Consider the following 20,594-nt stretch of genomic DNA (forward strand, 5'->3'; position numbering starts at 1 on the left):
TGCAATCGGGGTGGATCGGCAAGCGTTGGTGTGGTTTGAACGCTGCCATGCACCATCTTGCCGTCTACGATATGGACAAAACGCTCACCTATGCACCGACCTGGACGCCGTTCCTGGTCGCCACCGCGCGCGCAAATGCGCCGTGGCGGCTCGGCTTGTTCCCGATCGTGGCGGTTGCCGGGCTGGGCTATACGCTTCGCCTGATGGGGCGGGCGCGGCTGAAGGAAATCGCGCAACGCCTGCTGCTTGGCGGCAACATGACCGAGGCCGCGGCGAAGCGCGCCGCGAGTCGCTTTGCCGCTACCGTCGCCGAATCGGGTGTCTATGCCGGAGCGCGCGACCAGATCGCGGCGGACCGCGCGGCGGGCTACCGCATCGTCATGGCGACCGCGTCGTACGGCTTCTATGCCGAGGCGATTGGTGAGCAACTCGGGTTCGACGCGGTGATCGCGACCAACGTGGTCCGACAGAACGGCCGGGTTCGAGCCAGGATCGACGGGGAGAATTGCTACGGGCCCGCCAAGCTCCGCATGATCGAGGCGTGGATGGCGGAGCAGGGGATTGCCCGCGAGGACGCGGTGATCCGCTTCTATTCCGATCATGCCTCGGACGCGCCTGCGCTGGAGTGGGCGGACGTGGGGATTGCGGTAAATCCGCATCCGCCGCTCCGCGCAATGGCGGCATTGCGCGGCTGGGCGGTCGAGGACTGGACACGGTAGCGCCCCCGGAGACGAGCGGGCGTCACAGCGTGACGTCGATCGCGTGGATCGCGAGGCCGACGAGCCCACCGACCAGCGTTCCGTTGACGCGGATATATTGCAGGTCCTTGCCCACCGCATTCTCCAGCCGCCGCGTGATTGTTTGCGCATCCCACCCCTGCACCGTTTCGGACACCAGTCGGACGATCCCGTCGCCATAATCGGCTGCCAAGCCGACGACGGCGCGCCGCACGAACCGGTTGATCGTCAGGCGCAGTCGCGGATCGGTCTGGAGCGTGCCGCCCAACTGGCGCAGCGCATCGCCGACCGGCCCCGCTAACACCCGGTCGGGATCACGTGCAAGCTTGAGCATTCCGGTGCGCGCCTGTTCCCACAGACCGTCGAGCCAGCGTTGCATTGCGGGATTGTCGATGATCTCGCTTTTCACTGCGGCAACGCGCTCGCGCATCCGGGGATCGTGCATCAGATCATCCGCGAGCTTGGCGAGACCCTCTTCGGCCTTTTCGCGCAGCGGGTGATCGGGATCCGCTGCGATGCCGGTCAGCAGGCCGTTCAACCCGGCGATGATCTTGTTCGCGAGCGTTTCGTCGAGCCCGGTCCAGCGCATCATCGATCCAGAGCGTTCGCTCACCATTGCGCGCACCAGATGCTCGTTGGCTTCCAGCACGCGCGCCGCCCAGCGGACGATTCCGTCGAGCAGCGGGAGGTGGCGGTCTTCCGCAATCGCCGCGGTTAGTGCCTGACCGAGCAGCGGTGCTGCATCGAGCGCGCGCAGACGCTGACCGATCCCGGCCTTGACCATCCCGCCGAGTCGCTGCTGATCGAACGCTTCGAGCATGTGCGCCGCGAGGCGCGATGCGCCCCGCCGCAAGCGGCCGTCGCCGCCGGGCGGGTTGGCGAGCCAGCGTCCTGCCGCGCCCGCGATGTCGAGCCCGTTCATCCGCCGCGCGACGACGCGCGGAATCAGGAAGTTGTCGCGCAGGAACGCAGCGAGTGTGGTGCCGATGCGATCCTTGTTCCGCGGTATGATCGCGGTGTGCGGGATGGGGAGCCCGAAGGGGTGGCGGAACAGGGCGGTGACCGCGAACCAGTCCGCCAGCCCGCCGACCATCGCTGCCTCGGCAAAGGCGCGGACGAACCCCATGGAGGCGCCGAACGGCGTGCGTGGATCGTAGAGCGTGCGCGCCACGAAGAAGGTGATGGCCATCGCCACGAGCAGACCGCCCGCGATCCAGCGCATGCGCACCAACCCCGCGGGTGGTGCTTCGAACGCACGGGTTGGGGGGGGACGTCGCATTGCGGGACCAATCCCCGAAGTCGCGGAATGTTCAAGCGTCGCTGTGCGCAACGAACGCTTTTTCCGCGAGCTTCGGGAGATTGTCAGATCATTCCGCGGGTTGCGGCTTGTCGTCGCCGGGTTTGTACGGGATCCGCCCCGGGTCGCCCGGACCCAGCTGCGGCGGGGTCGGGGGACGGTGTTCGATCAGCGGGCCGCCATCGTCGCCGGGACGATAGGTAAGCAGGCGACGCCGCAACACGGGTCCCACCCGGCTTTCGATCCCGACCGCAAGGCTGAAGCTGGCGGGCACGATCAACAGCGTCAGCACGGTCGAGAGGATCAACCCGCCGATCACGGTGATCCCCATCGGCACGCGCGACGATCCGTCACCGGTCAGCGCGAGCGCGGTCGGCATCATCCCCATCACCATCGCGACGGTCGTCATCACGATTGGCTGTGCACGCTTGTGTCCGGCGTCGATGATCGCGGTGACGACGTCGACGCCCTTGTTCATCTCCTCCAGTGCGAAGTCGACCAGCAGGATCGAGTTCTTGGCGACGATCCCGAGCAGCATGATCAACCCGATATAGACCGGCATTGAGATCGGCGTGCCTGTGACCGCCAACCCGATCAACCCGCCAAGCGGTGCCACAAGCAGCGACATTATGTTGATAAACGGCGGCAACAGGCGGCGATACAGCAGGACCAGCACCGCAAAGAGCAGGAAAATACCCGCAACCAGCGCGATGATGAAGTTCTGGATCAGCTCTTCCTGCCATTTGGACTCGCCGAGGACAAGTTCCTTGACCCCGATCGGCATCGTCTTGAACAGCGGGAGTTCGTGGATCTCCTTCTGCGCTGTGCCGCTGACGACGCCGGGCGCGAGATCCGCACCGATCGTCAGCTGGCGCTGCTGCGCGACGCGTTCGATCTTGGTCGGGCCTGCACCGAAGCCGATGTCGGCGACGACGCTCAAGGGGACCGATCCTCCGCTCGCGGTCTGCACCGGCAGGTTCTGGATCGTCGACAGCCGCTGACGCGAATCCTGGTCGAGCGCGACGCGGATCGGGATCTGGCGATCGGACAGCGAGAATTTGGCGCTGTTCTGGTCGATGTCACCAAGCGTCGCGATGCGGATCGCGCTCGACATGGCGGCGGTCGTCACCCCCATGCTCGCGGCAAGGTCCATGTGCGGCGTGATGACGATCTCGGGACGCTTGAGGTCCCCGCTGATCCGCGGCGCGACGATATCGGGCAGTCTGCTCATCTGTTCGACCAGCTTGGCACCCGTTTCGGCAAGGATCTTGGGATCGTCGCTGCCGAGCGTAACGGTCAGCGCACGGCCACCGCTACCCCAGCCGCTCGACGAGCGGAACGAAACGCGCGCGTCGGGGATCGTCTGGAGTGTCGGGGCGAGCGCACGTTCGAAGTCGTAGCTCTTCATCGTGCGCTCCTTCTTCGGCTTGAAGATCGCGGTGACGCGACCGTTGCCGACGAAGGCACGCGAATAGACCGATTCGACGCTTGGCTGTTTCTGGAGGATGTCCGCGACCTGCGCGACGACGGCCTTTGTTTCCGCAAGCGTCGTACCCGGCACCATTTCGACGTTCGCAGTGCTCGAATCGCTGTCACGCAGCGGCTGGAACGTCGCTGGGATCGACATGAACAGATAGATCGTCGCCCCGAATGCAACCGCACCCGCAAGGATCGCGGACCAGCGATGGAGCAGCGTCCAGCGCAGGATCGCCATGTAGCGATCCATGATCCAGCCCTCGCCATGCGAAGCCTCGCCTTGCGCCTTGAGGAAATAGGCGGCGAGCATCGGCGTGATGAGACGCGCGACCGCAAGGCTCATCAGCACCGAAGCGACGACGGTCAGGCCGAAGTTCTTGAAGAACTGGCCCGAAATGCCGGGCATCAGGCCAACCGGCAGGAACACCGCGACGATCGCCATGGTCGTCGCGAGCACCGCGAGACCGATCTCGTCGGCGGCGTCGATCGACGCCTGATAGGCGGATTTGCCCATGCGCATGTGGCGGACGATGTTCTCGATCTCGACAATCGCGTCATCCACCAGCACGCCCGCAACGAGGCTGAGCGCCATTAAGGTCATGTTGTTGAGCGTGAAGCCGAGCAGATCCATGACCCAGAAGGTCGGGATCGCCGACAGCGGGATGGCAAGCGCCGAAATGATCGTCGAGCGCCAGTCGCGCAGGAAGACGAACACGATGACGACCGCGAGCAACGCGCCCTCGACCATCGCTTCCATCGCGGAATCATATTGCTGCTTGGTGTATTTAACCGAGTCCGAGATGCGCTTGAAATGCACCTTCGGGTTGCGCGCTTCGAGCGCGGCGAGCTTCTTCTCGGCTTCCTCGAACACCGTGACGTCCGACGCGCCCTTGGCGCGCTGGAAATCGAACGACAGCACTTGCTGCCCGTTGAGCGCGGACGAAGAGCGCTGCTCGGCGTAGAGATCCTGTACGCGACCAAGGTCGGCGAGCTTGAGCGTCTGCCCGAGCCCGGTGGCGATCTGCGTCTGGCCGAGCTGGTACGCGCTTTGCGCGTTGCCGAGCACGCGGACCGACTGTTCGGACCCGGCGAGCTGCGCGCGACCGCCCGCGGCGTTGAGGTTGACCTGGCGCAACTGCTGGTTGACCTGCGACGCGGTCAGACCGTGCGCGGAAAGCTTGGCGGGATCGAGGATGACGCGGATTTCGCGATCGACGCCGCCGTTGCGGTTGACGCCCGCAAGGCCCGGCACCGACAGCAGTTCCTTGGCGACGTTGTTGTCGATGTACCAGCTGAGCTGCTCGACCGTCATGTCGGTGCTGATCGCGGCATAGCTCGCGAGATCGTTGCCGGTGGTGTTGGCGCGCATGATCTGCGGCTCGAGGATACCGTCGGGCAAGTTGCTGCGGATCTGCGCGACTGCGGAGCGGACGTCCTCGACCGCGCGGTCGATCGGCGTGCCGATCGCGAGCTGGACGACGGTCTGCGAATCGCCTTCGGTCACGGTGGAATCGATCTCGTCGATTCCCTGGAGGCTGCGCAGTGCCGCCTCGACTCGCTGCGTGACTTGCGTCTCGAGCTCGGTCGGCGCGGCGCCGGGCTGGCTGATCTCGACGATGACGACCGGAAAGTCGATGTCGGGCTGGTTGTTGACGTCGAGCCGCGTGAAGCTGACGATGCCGGCCATCGTCAGCATGAAGAACAGGACCAGCGACGGGACCGGATTGCGGATCGACCAGGCCGAGATGTTCCGGAAGCTCATCGTGCTACCCCTGCTTTGCCGTGGCCGCCGCGACGCGCGTCGGTCTGACCTTCTGGTCCGGCGTCAGGAAGGCTCCTGCCGACAGGACGACTTGCTCGGTGCCGTTGAGCCCCTCGACGATCGAGACGCCGCTGTCCGACACTTCGCCAACCTTGATCGCGCGCCGGACGATCTTATCGCCGGCACCCATCACATACACGAAATTGCCCTTTTCGTCGCTCTGGATCGCCGAGTTGGGCAGCTGCGGCACGTCGGTCATGCCCGAGACGACCGAAGCCGAGGCAAACCCGCCGGGGCGGAGCGCGGGATTGTACGAAAGGGCGATGCGCGCGATGCCTTGCCGGCTTGTCGGATCGATCACGGGGGAGACCTGCCACACTTCTCCGGTGAAGCTGTCGCTGCCGCCGACCGGCGTGACCTGAGCGCGTGCGCCGATCCGCAGGCCGCGCAAATCGGCTTCGCTGATCTGCGCCCGCATTTCCATCTGGCCGCCGTCGGCCAGTCGGAACAACGTCCCCGTGCCCGGGCCGACAATCTGCCCCGGCTCGACTGCGCGGGTCAGCACAAGACCCGCCGAAGGAGCCCGAATGTCGAGCCGGTTGGTGCGCGCATTGGCCTCGCCGAGCGTCGCCTGCGCGACCTTGACGCGTGCCAAAGCGGCGTCGCGGGTCGCTGCCTTGCGTTCCAGATCGGCCTTGGAGAGGAACCCGCGCGTCACCAGCGTCTGAGCACGATCGAGTTCGGATTGCGCGATCGCGGCATCCGACCGTGCGACCGCGATCTGCGCGTTGAGCGACGCAGCCGTCTGCGTCTGGACCGAGCGGTCGACCAGCGCGAGGACCTGCCCCTTGGCGACCCACTGGCCGGGCTCGACCAGGACGCGCGTCACCATGCCACCGTCACCCGCGACGCCGATCGGCATTTCGCGGCGCGCGGCCAGCGATCCGGTCGCCGAGACGACGCGCGCGACGCTCGACCGCCCCGGCACCACGACCGACACGAGCGGTAATTGCTCGACCGCCTTCGTGACCGGCTTTGCGCGCCCCATAGTGAAATACGCGATCGCCGCCACGATCGCGATGACGATCATGATCCCGATGATCAGCCCGGTCCGTCCCCGGCGCGGCGCGTCCGGACTCGGGAGCCCAAGTACCTCCTCATTGCCGATCGCACGCGTCTCGTAATTCATCTGAGTCAATCCAGATCCTTAGGGTCTTGCGACCCTACCCCCCGCCCGTACCGCCCGAGAGCAGCCTTCGTGCTTGCAACACTGTGTTATAGGAATAAACCACCAACCTCAAGAGGGGTAATTTTCGTGCGTTACATGCCGCTTTTCCAACCGCGCTGCAAGGCGAGCGTACAGCCTGACCGCAGGAATTGAACGTGTGTTGCGCTGCGGCATCTGACAACGTTGCCACGTTGGCTGTGCCGGGCGGCATTGTTCAACGTTTGCGTGCTGCTGCCCCCGGGCGGTACTGGCGTACGGTATGCGCGGTAATGTCGGCGGGGTAGAACCACACCGGACGCAGCGCGCCGCCGGCATAACGTTCTGCCTGGTCGCGGAAATGCGGGGACCCAGGATCACCGCTTTCGCCACCCGCAGTCACCGCCCAGGCGCGGACCTTGGGTCCGAACTCGACCACTGCGACGAAGCTGTTGCCGCTCGATCCGTACAGTTTTTTGGTATTGGGGTAGGGCCGCGCGCCGAACGACGCAAGGCTGCCCCATTGCGCCGAGGTGAAGGGTACGGGGATGCTCGGCTTCGCATCGTCGAAATGCGGCTGGATCGAGTCGTCGAGCCGCTGGAAGCGGTTGATCTGGCCCCAGCCGACCTGCCACGTCCCGAAGTCGCGGGTCAGTTGGTCGGCGGCTTCGCCCAGCGCGTCGAGCTTGCGCGCGTCGGCAACGCGGGTGGCGATGTAATCGGGGACATTGATCTGCTCGGCTTGAATGAAGGTGCCTGCCTCACGCCACATCTTGCCGCCCCACAGCACGCCGAGCGTGGTCGCAACCGAGTCCGCACCCCAGCGATAGTTCCAGCCGCGCAGCACGCCGATCGGCCCCGCTAGTTTCGCGCGGCGCGCGTCCTTGTCGGGCAGCGCGTCATACGCCTTGAGCAGCGGGGGGATCAGCCGCGCGAAGGCGGGCAGGTAGCTGTCATAGGCGGCGGCCATCAGCCGTTCCGGGGTGAAATCATGCTTGCCCGTGAGTAGCAGATCGGCGTGGACCCCGCGCGGGTTCTCGCCGAACGTATCCATATAATGGGGATAATCCTTGGCCTTGGGACTGTCGGGGCCAGCAGCGCTCCACGGCCAGTCGTTGGTGTTGCGCACCCAGCCGACGTCGGGGTCGATCGCATTCGGCAGCGAGGCGACGGTGTGCAGGCCCTTCCAGTCGGTCGCTGGGTTCGCGCCGTCGACCGGCTTGGCATAATCGAACGTGTCGTTGCGAACGGGCACGAATTGTGGATGAAGATAGGCGATCTGCCCCTTGGCGTCGGCAAACAGCGTGTCGTTCGACGAATTGGCCTGGCGCTCGGCGACCTTCATGTAGCTCGCGAGGTCCTGCGCCTTGGTCCTGAGCCAGCTCTGCTCAAGCGCGGGGACGGGCTTCCACATCAACCCTTGCGCGATCCACTTGCCGCCCTGCGCCGCGACGATCGGGCCGTGGTGGGTGGCATAGGTAGTGAAGCTGCGGCGCGCGAGCGTGCCGTCGGCCTTACGATAGGCGAGGGTAATCGCTCGCGTCGTGACCGGTCGCTGTTCGCTGCCGTAGCGGTAGGTGATCGCGTTGCCGGCGCGAGTGATGTCCTCCGCAAAGGAATCGACATTGTCGACGCCCGAGGAGGTGTGCATCCACCCGGCTTTCTCATTAAAGCCCTGGTAGATGAAGAACTGCCCCCAGGTCGACGCGCCGTAGGCGTTGAGCCCCTCGCGACTGGTCATCTGTAATTCGGCGCGGAAGTAGAAGCTGGTGTGCGGGTTGATCAGCAGCAGCGCGTGCCCGTCGACCGTGTTGCGCGGCGCGATCGCGATGCCGTTCGATCCGCGCGGCTCGCGGGGGACCGGGCCGGCGTCTTCCTCGGCCACCGCGATGCGCTGGCCTCCGTAAAAAGCGGCGAGGTCGGTCAGCGAAATGCGTTCGATATCGCCCCCGATGCTCCCCTCAGTGAACGACAGCGCCATCCACGGTTCGAACCGCGTCAGTACCTTGGGGCGTGTCCCGGGATGCGTCGCGAGGTAATAGTTGAGCCCGTCCGCCCATGCGCGCATCAGCGCCTGCAGAGAGGCCGGGCTCTCGGCATAGCGCGCCTGCAGATCGGTCGGGTCGGCGAACAGGCGTTGGCGGAGGTCTGCCCACAAGGCGGTCTCGCCCTCGGCTTCGGCGGTACGGCCGAGTGCGGTGAGGTAATTGGCCTCGATCCGTGCGAAATCGTCCTCCGCCTGCGCGTAGATCGCGCCGAACACCGCATCCGCGTCGGTCGTCCCGCGGACATGCGCGATCCCCCAGGTGTCGCGCGTGATTGTGACGCGGGCGGCCTCCGCCTTCCAGCGAGCGCGTTCCGACGGGGCGGGCGCAGCGGCGGTCGACAGCAGCGTTGCCGCCAGAAGGAGAGCAGCGCGCTTGCGCATGGCGGGGGCGGGGGTATCCATGGGGGCGACGCTATCGGGCATCGTGCCTCGCGACAACTCTTGGGGTGGATGATGCGGCGGATCGCGAAGACGTGGCTGATCGGGGTGGCCTTGCTGGCGATGGGGGCAGCCCCTGCACCGACGCGCACGATCCTGTTGCGGCCCGCCGCGGTGTTCGACGGGGTCGATCCGGTCGCGCATGCCGGATGGCAGGTGCTGGTGACGGGCGAACGGATCGCAGCGGTCGGCCCTGCGCTCGCGGTGCCGGCGGGCGCGGAGACGATCGACTTGCCGGGCGAAACGCTGATGCCCGGGATGATCGAGGGGCATGGGCACCTGTTCCTCCACCCTTATAACGAGACGTCGTGGGACGATCAGGTGCTCCACGAACCGCTCGCGCTGCGCACCGCGCGTGCCTCGGTGAGCGCGCGGGCGACGCTGCTGGCGGGTTTCACGACCGAACGCGATCTCGGGACCGAGGGGGCGGGCTATGCGGACGTCGGTCTCAAGCAGGCGATTGCGCAGGGGATCGTGCCGGGGCCGCGGATGCTCGTCGCGACGCGCGCGATCGTGGCCAAGGGGGCGTATGGGCCCAAGGGCTATGAACCCGGGATCGCGGTTCCGCAGGGCGCGGAAGAGGCGAGTGGTGTCGATGACGTGGTGCGCGTCGTCCGCAGCCAGATCGCGGCGGGGGCGGACGTGGTCAAGCTGTACGGCGACTATCGCTGGGGGCCGGGCGAGCCCAGCCGCGCGACCTTCTCGCAAGCCGAAATGACCGCCGCGGTCGCCGCCGCGCATGATGCTGGACGGACCGTCGCGGTCCATACCTCCACCCCCGAAGGCATGCGCCGCGCAATCGCCGCCGGGGCCGACACGATCGAACATGGCTATGGTGGCACAGCCGAGATCTTTCGGGCGATGGCGGCGCGCGGGATCGCCTTGTGCCCGACGCTCGCGGCATCGGACGCGGTATCGCGCTATCGTGGCTGGAGCGGCGGCGATCCGGTGCCGCAGGCGGTCGCGGAGAACCGCGCGTCGCTGGCGCTGGCGCGCTCGGCCGGGGTGCCGATCTGCATGGGGGGCGACGTCGGCGTGTTCGCGCATGGCGAGAATGCGCGCGAAATGGTGCTGCTGGCACAAGCCGGAATGCCGATCAGCGACGTGCTCATCGCTGCGACATCGGGCAATGCCCGCGCCTTCCACCTCACCGATCGCGGCAGCATCAAGCCCGGTCTGCTTGCCGACCTGATCGCGGTACGGGGCCACCTGATGCGGGATGCAGGGGCGGTGCAGCACGTCGACTGGGTGATGAAGGGCGGGGCAGTCGTGCCGCGCTGAGGAGACGATCTCGCCCCGGCTGTCTCACGCACCGAATAATAACGGCGTTTAAACAGTGTGTTAGCAAATATGTACCGATCGGGCGGTATATTCTTCTTGCATTGCAGCATCGGCGGCAGCACTTTTGTCCCTGCATAGCGGCGGCGTGCCGGAAGAGCAGAGCCGCACTGGCCGGCCGCCGAGCGATGCGCCAAATGGGGATCAGACATTGACGAGTTCACATGCGCGCATCTTGCGCCCGGTTGTTGGTGCGGCCGCTTTCGGTCTGCTTGCGGCCTGTTCGCAAAAGGCACCGCCGCCGCCCCCGATGCCGCAGGTCAGTGTCGCCATACCCTTGCAGCGCGACGTGACCGATTGGGATGAATACGTAGGCCGCTTCGAGGCGATCCAGGACGTCGAGCTGCGCCCGCGCGTGTCGGGCACGATCGAGCGGATCTTCTTCGCCAACGGGCAGCGCGTGAAGAAGGGCGATGCCCTGTTCACGATCGACCCGCGTCCGTATCAGGCCGCACTGGCACAAGCGCGCGCACAGGTCGCCAAGGCGCAGGCGTCGGTGACCAATGCCCAGTCCGAACTCACCCGCGCCAACGTGCTGCTGAAGGCCGAAGCGATCGCGCGCGAGGAATATGAGACCAAGCTCGCCGCGGTCCGCACCGCGCAGGCCGACCTTGGCGCGGCACGTGCCAATGTGACGACCGCGCAGCTCAACCTCGGCTTCACCACGGTGCGTTCGCCGATCACCGGGATCGTGTCGGACCGGCGCGTCAGCACCGGCAATTACGCCACGGAAGCCACCAGCGTCCTCACCCGCGTCGTCTCGACCGACCCGATCTGGTTCTCGTTCGAAGGGGCCGAAAGCTTCTACCTCAAATATCTGCGTCAGGCGAAGACCGGCGAGCGTGGCTCGTCGCGCACGACGCACAACCCGGTCGACGTCCAGCTTGCCGACGAGAAGGGCTTTCGCTGGCACGGCAAGATGGAATTCGTTGACAATGCGATCGATCCCAATTCGGGGACGATCCGCGCGCATGCCGTCATCGCCAATCCCGACGGCTTCCTGACGCCGGGGCTGTTCGGTCGCGCGCGCCTGCTCGGATCGGGCCATTACCGCGCGATGCTGGTGCCCGATGAAGCGGTCATCACCGATCAGACACGCAAGCTCGTCTACGTCGTCGGCAAGGAAGGCAAGGTCATCGCCCGCCCGGTCGAGACCGGCCCACAGGTCGAGGGGTTACGCGTGGTAAAGTCGGGGCTGGCCCCGACCGAGCATGTTGTGATCGACGGCATCACGACGCTGCAACCGGGCGCGACGGTCAAGGAAAACCTCGTCAAGATGAAGCCCAAGGCGGCGGACACCGCGCCGCAGTCGACCCAGGAAAGCGCACCCCCCGCTTCCGACGCGACCGCGAACTAAGGCGCAGCCCGTGAAATTCCCCCATTTCTTCATCGATCGCCCGATCTTCGCGGCGGTCCTGTCGATCCTCATCATCGTGTTCGGGGTCGTCGCCTATCCGGGGTTGCCGGTCGCGCAATATCCCGAGATCGCGCCGCCGACCGTGGTCGTCAACGCGACCTTCCCGGGGGCGAACGCGGAAACGCTCGCCGCCACCGTCGCCGCGCCGCTCGAGGAATCGATCAACGGCGTCGAGAACATGATCTACATGTCCTCGTCGGCGACCGGTGACGGCGCGCTCGCCATCACCGTCACGTTCAAGCAGGGCACTAACGTCGATCAGGCGCAGGTGCTGGTGCAGAACCGCGTCTCCACCGCCGAGCCGCGCCTGCCCGAGGAAGTCCGCCAGATCGGCGTGACGGTCCGCAAGAACTCGCCCGACATCCTGATGGTGGTCGCGCTGACGTCGCCCGACGGGTCGCTGAGTTCCTCCTACGTCTCCAATTACGCCACTACCCAGCTGATCGATCGCCTGTCGCGGATTCCCGGCGTGGGTGGCGTGCGCGTGTTCGGTGGGCGTGATTACAACATGCGCGTCTGGGTCGACCCCGACCGCGCCGCATCGCGCAATCTGACGGTCGACGAGATCACCTCCGCAGTCCGGGCGCAGAACGCGCAGGTCGCCGCGGGGTCGGTCGGGCAGCCGCCGTTCAACGAGGGCGGGACCGCATTCCAGCTCGGGATCCAGGCGACCGGACGGTTGACCAAGCCCGAGGAATTCGGCGCGATCATCGTCAAGCGGGATGCCCAGGGGCGACTGACGCGTCTGCGCGACGTCGCGCGGATCGAGCTGGGCGCGCAGGATTACACGATCAACGCGATGCTCAACAACAAGTCGATGACCGCGATCGGCATCACGCAGTTGCCGGGTTCGAATGCACTCAGCACGGCGGATGCGGTGAAGGCGGAAGTCGCCAACGTCGCCAAGACCTTCCCGCCGGGCCTCACTTATTCGATCCCGTACAACCCGACCGAGTATATTCAGGCGTCGATCGAAGCGGTCGAGCATACGCTGGTCGAGGCACTGGTGCTGGTCGCGCTGGTCGTGCTGCTGTTCCTGCAAAGCTGGCGCGCGGCGCTCGTCCCGATCATCGCGATCCCGGTGTCGCTGCTCGGCAGCCTCGCGGTGCTCGCGGCATTCGGTTTCTCGCTCAACAACCTGTCGCTGTTCGGCATGGTGCTCGCGATCGGGATCGTGGTCGACGACGCGATCGTCGTGGTCGAGAATATCGAACGCCTGATGGAAGAGGAGGGCCTCTCCCCGTTCGATGCCGCGCACAAGACGATGGACGAAGTGTCGGGCGCGCTGATCGCGATCGCGCTGGTGCTGTGCGGGGTGTTCATCCCGACGAGCTTCATTCCGGGCATCTCGGGGCAATTCTATCAGCAGTTCGCGCTGACGATTGTATCGGCGACCGCCATCTCGGCATTCGTCTCGCTGACGCTGTCGCCCGCGCTCGCTGCGTTGATCCTCAAGCCCAAGCATGATGCCGAGCCCAAGCCCGGTATCCGCGGGCTCGGGACGCGGTTCGCACGCGGCTTCAACCGCGGGTTCGACTGGCTCGGCAATCGCTTCGGCAAGTTCACCGCTCGCGCGATCCGCAGCCTCGCGATCATCGGAATCGCTTATGTCATCCTGATCGGGCTGGCTGGCTGGCGCTTCACCGCGACCCCGACCGGGTTCATTCCGGCGCAGGATCAGGGCTATCTGATCGTCGCGGCGCAGTTGCCGCCCGGCGCATCGCTCCAGCGGACCGACGAACTGATCCGGCGCGCGGCCGAGATCGCCCACAAGAACCCGGCGACACAGGATACGGTGGCGTTCGCGGGTCTCGACGGCGCGACCTTCTCGACCGCGTCCAATGGCGGCGCGATGTTCATCACGCTCAAACCGCATGCCGACCGTGGCGCCGCGGATGCGATCGCCAACGAGATGCGACAGGCGTTCGCGCCGCTCAGTGCGGGCTTGCTGCTCGTCATCCCGCCACCGCCGGTGCGCGGGATCGGGACCGGCGGCGGCTGGAAGATGCTGATCGAGGATCGCGGCAATCTCGGGTTCAAGGCGCTGGAAGGCGCTGCGTTCGGGATGATGGCGAAGGCGAACCAGACGCCGGGGATCACGGCGGCGTTCACCACCTTCAACAACCGCACCCCGCGCCTGTTCGCGGACATCGACCGCGAGCGTGCCGAGCAGCTCGGCGTACCCGTATCGAACGTGTTCTCGACGCTCGGCAGCTATCTGGGGTCGTCGTACATCAACGACTTCAACTATCTGGGGCGCACCTACCGCGTCACCGCGCAGGCGGATGCGCCGTATCGCGACCAGGTGTCCGACGTCGGGCATTTGCGGACTCGGTCGGCGGCGGGCAACATGGTGCCGCTGGATGCGGTGATGACGCTGCGCAACGATACCGGGCCGTACCGCGTGGTGCGGTACAACCTCTACCCGTCGGCGGAATTGCAGGGCGACACGTCGCGCGGCTATTCCTCCGGGCAGAGCCTGCAGGCGATGGCCAAGATCGCGGGCGAGACGCTGCCCAAGGGCATGAGCTACGAATGGACCGAAATCGCGTTCGAGCAGCAGCAGGCGGGCAATACCGGCTCGCTGGTGTTCGGGCTGGCGGTGCTGTTCGTCTTCCTGCTGCTCGCGGCGAATTACGAGAGCTTGGTGCTGCCGTTCGCGGTTATCCTGATCGTGCCGATGTGCCTGCTCGCGGCGATCGTGGGCGTGAACCTGATGGGGATGGACAATAACATCCTGACCCAGATCGGGCTGGTCGTGCTGATCGGTCTGGCGGCGAAGAATGCGATCCTGATCGTCGAATTCGCGCGCGCGAACGAAGATGCCGGGATGGAGCTCTACAAGGCAGCGGAACATGCCGCCGAGCAGCGTCTCCGCCCGATTTTGATGACGTCGATCGCGTTCATCCTCGGCGTGTTGCCGCTGGTGCTCGGGTCGGGGCCTGGCGCGGAAATGCGCAAGGCGTTGGGCGTGGCGGTGTTCTTCGGGATGATCGGCGTGACGACGTTCGGCCTACTGTTCACGCCGAGCTTCTACGTCATCAGCCGCAAGGGGGGCGATTGGGTCGCCTCGAAACTGCGCCGGAAGCGGCCGGGGACGGACGATCACGCGCCCGCCCAGCTGCCCGCTCCGGAAGGAAAACCGGCATGAAGCGTATCCTGACCGTCCTCCCCGCGTTCGCGCTTTCGGCGTGCGTGGTGGGCCCTAACTACAAGACGCCGACGACGCCGGTGCCGCCCACGGGCGGCGCGTTCGCCGAGGCCGGGATCGGCAAGGGGATCACCCCGACGCCGCTCCCCGACCATTGGTGGCGCTTGTACAACGACCCCGTGGTCGACCGGCTGGTCGCAGATGCGCTCGCGCACAATACCGACGTGCGCGTCGCGGCGGGCAACCTCGAGCGTGCCCGCGCCGTGCTATCCGAACAGCGCGGCGCGCGCCTGCCGACGACCGGCCCGAACGCGAGCTTCACGCGCGCGCAGATCAATACCGCGAGCCTCGGTTTCGGGGGGGCGGGGACCGGCGTCGGAACTGGGACCGGGACAGGAACTGGAACAGGAACCGGGACTGGGACCGGAACTGGAACCGGTACGGGGACTGGCGGTGCAGTGACGCCGCAGTCGTTCGTCTTTAACAGTTTCAAGCTCGGGTTCGACGCCTCTTATGAAGTCGACCTGTTTGGCGGCATCACCCGCGCGATCGAGGCGGCGCGCGGCGACGTCCAGGCGGCGCAGGCACAGCTCGACGCCTCGCGCGTCTCGGTCGCGGCCGAGACCGCGCGCGCTTATGCGAGCGCGTGCAGCAACGCCCAGCAGCGTGGGGTCGCCGAGGAAACGGTCAAGCTCCAGCAACGCACGCTCGGGCTGACCAACACGCTGTTCACCGCCGGGCGCGGGACGCGACGCGACGTCGATCGCGCTGACGTGCTGCTCGCGCAGACCCAGGCGACGATCCCCGGCTTCGAGGCGGAGCGGCGCGCGTCGCTCTATGCGCTCGCGGTGCTGACGGGTTTGCCGCCCGAGCAGATCGATGCCGCGGCCAACGCGTGCTCCACGCCGCCGACGGTGCGCGACATCCTGCCGATCGGCGACGGCGCGGCGCTGATCCGCCGGCGTCCCGACGTGCGCCAGGCCGAGCGCACGCTCGCCGCCGACACTGCGCGGATCGGGATCGCGACTGCCGAGCTGTATCCGAAGATCTCGCTGCTCGGGTCGATCGGGCTCAACGCGCAGCGCGGGAGCCAGTTGTTCAAGAGCAGCGCGGTGACCTATTCGGCGGGGCCGCTGATTTCATGGAGCTTCCCCAACCAGACGATCGCGCGCGCGCGGATCCGCCAGGCGCGGGCCGGGGCGGATGCGAGCCTCGCGACGTTCGACGGACGCGTGCTGACCGCGTTGCAGGAAGTCGAACAGGCGCTGGCGCGCTATTCGGGGGCGCTCGATCGCAACGCGGCACTGCGCCGTGCCGAAGCGTCGAGCAGCGCAGCGGCGAAGCTGTCGCAATTGCGCTTCGATTATGGCGCGGACAGTTTCCTGCTGCTGATCCAGGCCGAGCGCGACCGTGCCGACGCGCGCGCCGCGCTCGCGCAGTCGGATGCGGTGGTGGCGGATGCGCAGATCAGCCTGTTCAAGGCGCTTGGCGGTGGCTGGGAAGACGCGCCCGCGCCGGTGCGGCGCGAACCGGTGGTGCAACCGTGAAGCGGATCCGCAGCGCCTTGTTCATGCCCGCGTCGAATGGGCGCGCGATCGAGAAAGCACGCGGGCTCGACTGCGACGCGGTGATCCTCGACCTGGAAGACGCGGTCGCGCCCGACAGCAAGGTGGACGCCCGTGCGCAGGCAATTGTTGCGGCGCGGACCGGCGGGTTCGGCGATCGGTTGCTCGTGCTGCGCGTCAATGCGCTCGACACCGAATGGGGCGAGGCGGATCTGGAAGCGGCGCGCGGCGCGGGCTTCGATGCGGTGCTGCTGCCCAAGGTGTCGCACCCCGACGATCTAGCGCTGGCGCACGCGACGTTGGGCGATGTGCCGCTATGGGCGATGATCGAGACGTGCGCAGCGATGCTCGCGTTGCCAGCGATTGCGGCGGCACCGGGGCTAGTGTGCCTGATCGCGGGGACGAATGATCTGGCGAAGGACATGCGTTGCACGCCGGGGAGCGATCGGCTGCCGTTGCTGCCGCATCTGGTCGCGATCGTCACGGCGGCGCGGGCGCATCAGCTGATCGCGCTCGACGGTGTTTCCAACGTGCTTGCTGACACCTCCGAACTCGCGGCGGAGTGCGCGCAGGGTGCGGCGTTCGGGTTCGACGGCAAGACCCTGATCCACCCCGCGCAAATCGCCCCCGCCAACCGCGCGTTCGCGCCGTCGGCGGATCAGGTGCGCTGGGCGGAGGCGGTCATTGCCGCATTCGCCTTGCCCGAGAATGCGCGGCTGGGCGCGATCCGCGTCGACGGCGAAATGGTCGAGCGGCTGCATCTTGCACAAGCCGAGCAGATCGTGGCGAGCGCCTGACCCAAACCGGCGAAGCCAGTAGCCCTTCTTCTACCTTTGTGGCTTCGTGTCTTTGTGCGAGAAATTCTGATCACGCAAAGGCGCAAAGCCGCGAAGAGAAAAAGGGTTGCGTTCCTTGGTCCGCATCTTCCTGTTCTTCTAACTTCGCGCCTTTGCGCCTTTGCGTGAGAAAGTCTTTTTCTCGCACAAAGACACAAAGCCACGAAGGTAGAAGAGAGTAGATTAGCCTGCGGCGCTGTTAGCGCAGCACGCGTCCTGCCACTGCGTCGAGTTTGGCAAGCACCGCCGGGTCGCGCGTGTCGGGCGCGGTGATCAGCGCATGGTCGAGCACCGTGTCGAGCGGGGAGGGGGTGCGCTCGGCAGGGAGAGCCGCGACCAGCGCTGCGACCGTCTGCCGCGCGATCGCGCCGTTCGCGCCCATCTGCTTGATGACCTCGCTGACCTCGACGAATGCCGCTTCCTCGCGCCAGCAATCATAGTCGGTCACCATGCCGATCAGCGCGTAGGGCATCTCCGCCTCGCGCGCGAGTTTGGCTTCAGGCATCGCGGTCATGCCGATCACGTCAGCGCCCCATTGGCGATACATCAGGCTTTCCGCGCGGGTCGAGAATTGCGGGCCTTCCATCGCGAGATAGGTTGCACCCTTGGTCACGTTGCCGCCCGCGCTTGCCACGGCTTCCGCGGCAAAGGCGGACAGGCGCGGGCACACCGGTTCCGCCATCGAGACGTGCGCGACCATGCCGGTGCCGAAGAAGCTGGGGTCGCGCTGTGTGGTGCGATCGATGAACTGGTCGACCACGACGAACCGTCCCGGCTCCAGTTCCTCGCGCAACGACCCGATCGACGAGATCGCCAGAATGTCGGTGCAGCCCGCCCGCTTCAGCGCATCGATATTGGCACGCGCGTTGAGCTCAGACGGGCTGATCCGGTGCCCGCGACCGTGGCGGGGAAGGAACACGAGTTCAACCGCGCCGATATTGCCGAACAGCAAGTCATCCGACGGCGACCCCCATGGCGTATCGACGCGCCGCCACTCCGGATTTTCCAACTGGTCGATCGCATACAGGCCGGAGCCGCCGATGATCCCGATTGTCCACTGTCCGCTCATGCCGTTCCCGATTCCTGTTCCAGACGCGCAAGCCACGCCTGCGCCTGCTTGGGTTCACCCACTGCATCGGAGCGCACCGGTCCGCGCGCCGCAACGAAGTCCGCATGCAATGCGAAGGGCTCCATTCCCAGCGTGTCGCGGAGATCGTCGATCGTCTCGCCCAATTCGATCAACGCTGTGACGGTCGCGACCGACGCCGGGGTCTCCCCCTTCTTGCCCTGATGCCCGAACAGCCCCCAGCGGCCCTTCGCGGTCGTCTGCAACGCCGCGACCAGCGCGGCGCGATAGTCTGTCTCATGCTCGATGCGGTCGGCATCGATCCGGGCGAGGCGATCGGCACGCGCCATCAGATGACCTTCATGTCGCTTTGGTAGTGATACCAGGCAAAGATCGCCGCCGCGCCGCGATGGGGTCGCCAGGGTTCGGCAAGTTCGCGCACTAGCTTCTCGCTGGGGCGCGCTTCATGACCGAGCAGCCGCCCGATTTCGATCTGCACGGCCAGATCCCCTGCGGGCCAGATGTCGGTGCGCCCTTCGGCAAACAGCAGATAGATTTCGGCGGACCAGCGCCCGATGCCCTTGACCGCGACCAGCTTGGCGATCGCTTCCTCATCATCCTCGGGGAGGTTGGCGAGATCGAGCTCCCCGCTGGTGACGAGCGTGGAGAGGCTGCGCGCATAGCTTGCCTTCTGGCGCGACAGGCCGGCGGCGCGCAGTTGTTCGTCGGTCGCGGCGATGATGTTCGCCGGGTCGTCGAGGCTGCCGACGATCCCCTCGAGCTTCCGGTAGGTCGATTGTGCCGAGGTCACGCTCACCTGCTGCCCGATGATCGTGCGCAGCAGCGTGCCGAAGCCGCGTTCGCTGATCCGGGGCGGCGGATAGCCGATGCGCTCCAGCGCCACCGCGAACGCAGGCTCGCGCGCGGCGAGCGCGTCCATCGCCTCGGTCAACTGTTCGGTCGTCAAGCCCATAGGAAACCCCGTGCTTGCCGCTTGCGTCGCGGCGTCCGGCTGGGCATGGCAAGGGTGACGCAGTGATACAAGGATTCACCTATGCCCAAGCTTATCGTCGTGACTCGTGAAGGAGAAGAACGCGAGATCATGGGAGAGGCCGGCCTTTCGGTGATGGAAGTCATTCGCGACGCCGGGATCGATGAACTGCTTGCCTTGTGCGGTGGCTGCTGCTCCTGTGCGACGTGCCACGTGCATGTCGACCCGGACTTTGTCGCCAAACTTCCGAAAATGAGCGCGGACGAGGACGATTTGCTGGATTCGTCGGCGGATCGCAACGCAACGTCGCGGCTGTCGTGCCAGGTCGCGTTCACCGATGATCTCGATGGCCTCAAGGTGACGATCGCCGCCGAGGATTGATCGGTAACTGATAAAGGCTCTTCCCCGGCGAAGGCCGGGGCCCAGTCGTGATGGCCGATGTAATCTTGCGCAGCGCGTGAACTACGATCGGCTCGCTCCTGGGCCCCGGCCTTCGCCGGGGAAGGGTTTCAGGAAAAACTCCTACCGGCTCGCCGCCGCATACAGCGCGATCGCCGCTGCGTTCGACACGTTGAGGCTCTCCATCTTCGGCGAAATAGGCAGGCGTGCGAGTTCATCGCAATGCGACGCGGTATTCTGCCGCATGCCTTCGCCCTCGGCCCCCAGCACCAGCGCGACGCGCTGCGTGCCCATTGCCTGGTTGAGCGTCTGCGTCGCCTCGCCGGTCAGCCCGACCCGCCAGAACCCCGCTTCCGCGATCTCGTCGAGCGCGCGCGCCAGATTGACCACGCGCACCCACGGTACGATCTCGAGCGCGCCCGAAGCCGCACGTGCGATCGTTCCCGATTCGGGGGGCGCGTGCCGGTCGGGCGTCACGATGCCCAACGCATCGAACGCCGCCGCCGAACGCATGATCGCGCCGACATTGTGTGGGTCGGTGACCTGATCGAGCACAATCAGCGGACGCTTGTCGTCCTGCCCCTGCTGCAACAGGTCGGCGAGCCACATGTCCTCGAGCGGTTCGACTTCGATCACGATCCCCTGATGCGGCGCGTCGCCCGGCACCAGCCGCGCGAGATCGGTCACTTCGGCGAACACGATCGGCACATCCGCGGGGATGTCCAGCGCGGCGCTCGCCTCGCGCGTCGCCCAGATCTTGCGGACGACGCGTTCGGGGTTCTCGAACGCGGCGGCGACGGCGTGCCGTCCCCAGAACCGCGGGCGGCCCGCGGGGGCCTGGGACGGACGATGTCCACGACGTGCTGCCAT

Annotated in this window: 15 protein-coding genes; 7 read left to right on the forward strand and 8 right to left on the reverse strand. The window is 66.4% G+C overall.

Annotated features, from left to right (window positions below; translation table 11 throughout):
- The first annotated feature begins 47 nt into the window (after window positions 1-47).
- Window positions 48-719, forward strand: coding sequence for an HAD family hydrolase (locus ABIC17_RS10920; protein WP_354281799.1), 672 nt, complete (start codon window positions 48-50; stop codon window positions 717-719).
- Window positions 720-741: 22 nt separating this feature from the next.
- Here the strand turns inward: ABIC17_RS10920 and ABIC17_RS10925 are convergent, their stop codons facing one another.
- From ABIC17_RS10925 to ABIC17_RS10940, 4 genes are all read right to left on the reverse strand, one after another.
- Window positions 742-2,016, reverse strand: coding sequence for a DUF445 domain-containing protein (locus ABIC17_RS10925; protein WP_354281801.1), 1,275 nt, complete (start codon window positions 2,014-2,016; stop codon window positions 742-744).
- 88 nt (window positions 2,017-2,104) lie between these two features.
- Entirely contained in the window at window positions 2,105-5,272 is a 3,168-nt protein-coding gene (locus ABIC17_RS10930) for an efflux RND transporter permease subunit (protein ID WP_354281803.1), read from the reverse strand.
- 4 nt (window positions 5,273-5,276) lie between these two features.
- Window positions 5,277-6,461: an efflux RND transporter periplasmic adaptor subunit gene (locus ABIC17_RS10935; protein WP_354282315.1), complete on the reverse strand. Its 1,185-nt coding sequence runs from the start codon at window positions 6,459-6,461 to the stop codon at window positions 5,277-5,279.
- Between the two features lie 253 nt (window positions 6,462-6,714).
- On the reverse strand, window positions 6,715-8,925 hold the full coding sequence (locus tag ABIC17_RS10940; protein WP_354281805.1) for a penicillin acylase family protein: 2,211 nt from the start codon (window positions 8,923-8,925) through the stop codon (window positions 6,715-6,717).
- A 48-nt stretch (window positions 8,926-8,973) separates the two neighbouring features.
- Here ABIC17_RS10940 and ABIC17_RS10945 point away from each other — a divergent pair, with 48 nt between their 5' ends.
- From ABIC17_RS10945 to ABIC17_RS10965, 5 genes are all read left to right on the forward strand, one after another.
- Window positions 8,974-10,242, forward strand: coding sequence for an amidohydrolase family protein (locus tag ABIC17_RS10945; RefSeq protein ID WP_354281807.1), 1,269 nt, complete (start codon window positions 8,974-8,976; stop codon window positions 10,240-10,242).
- 307 nt (window positions 10,243-10,549) lie between these two features.
- Entirely contained in the window at window positions 10,550-11,656 is a 1,107-nt protein-coding gene (locus ABIC17_RS10950) for an efflux RND transporter periplasmic adaptor subunit (protein ID WP_354281808.1), read from the forward strand.
- 10 nt (window positions 11,657-11,666) lie between these two features.
- Window positions 11,667-14,867 (forward strand): efflux RND transporter permease subunit, encoded by a 3,201-nt coding sequence (locus tag ABIC17_RS10955; RefSeq protein WP_354281809.1) that lies wholly within the window; start codon window positions 11,667-11,669, stop codon window positions 14,865-14,867.
- Window positions 14,864-16,414 (forward strand): efflux transporter outer membrane subunit, encoded by a 1,551-nt coding sequence (locus tag ABIC17_RS10960; protein WP_354281810.1) that lies wholly within the window; start codon window positions 14,864-14,866, stop codon window positions 16,412-16,414. The genes ABIC17_RS10955 and ABIC17_RS10960 overlap by 4 nt, the downstream gene beginning before the upstream one ends.
- On the forward strand, window positions 16,411-17,229 hold the full coding sequence (locus tag ABIC17_RS10965; RefSeq protein ID WP_354281811.1) for an HpcH/HpaI aldolase/citrate lyase family protein: 819 nt from the start codon (window positions 16,411-16,413) through the stop codon (window positions 17,227-17,229). The genes ABIC17_RS10960 and ABIC17_RS10965 overlap by 4 nt, the downstream gene beginning before the upstream one ends.
- Before the next feature lie 238 nt (window positions 17,230-17,467).
- Here ABIC17_RS10965 and ABIC17_RS10970 read toward each other — a convergent pair whose 3' ends face one another.
- The 3 genes from ABIC17_RS10970 to ABIC17_RS10980 are packed head-to-tail and all read right to left on the reverse strand — an operon-like array spanning window position 17,468 to window position 19,307.
- On the reverse strand, window positions 17,468-18,337 hold the full coding sequence (locus tag ABIC17_RS10970) for an S-methyl-5'-thioadenosine phosphorylase (RefSeq protein ID WP_354281812.1): 870 nt from the start codon (window positions 18,335-18,337) through the stop codon (window positions 17,468-17,470).
- Window positions 18,334-18,684 (reverse strand): hypothetical protein, encoded by a 351-nt coding sequence (locus ABIC17_RS10975; protein WP_354281813.1) that lies wholly within the window; start codon window positions 18,682-18,684, stop codon window positions 18,334-18,336. Before ABIC17_RS10975 ends, ABIC17_RS10970 begins: the two co-directional genes overlap by 4 nt.
- Window positions 18,684-19,307, reverse strand: a complete 624-nt coding sequence (locus ABIC17_RS10980; protein ID WP_354281814.1) for a DNA-3-methyladenine glycosylase family protein — start codon at window positions 19,305-19,307, stop codon at window positions 18,684-18,686. The genes ABIC17_RS10975 and ABIC17_RS10980 overlap by 1 nt, the downstream gene beginning before the upstream one ends.
- An 81-nt stretch (window positions 19,308-19,388) precedes the next feature.
- On the opposite strand from ABIC17_RS10980, the gene ABIC17_RS10985 reads away from it, so the two are divergent.
- Window positions 19,389-19,706, forward strand: coding sequence for a 2Fe-2S iron-sulfur cluster-binding protein (locus tag ABIC17_RS10985; RefSeq protein WP_354281816.1), 318 nt, complete (start codon window positions 19,389-19,391; stop codon window positions 19,704-19,706).
- Between the two features lie 141 nt (window positions 19,707-19,847).
- On the opposite strand, the gene rlmB is transcribed toward ABIC17_RS10985, so the two are convergent.
- Window positions 19,848-20,594 carry a 23S rRNA (guanosine(2251)-2'-O)-methyltransferase RlmB gene (gene rlmB, locus ABIC17_RS10990; protein WP_354281818.1) on the reverse strand — a complete coding sequence of 249 codons (747 nt, stop codon included), beginning with the start codon at window positions 20,592-20,594 and terminating at the stop codon, window positions 19,848-19,850.

Source organism: Sphingomonas sp. PvP056 (assembly GCF_040549155.1).
GTDB lineage: Bacteria > Pseudomonadota > Alphaproteobacteria > Sphingomonadales > Sphingomonadaceae > Sphingomonas.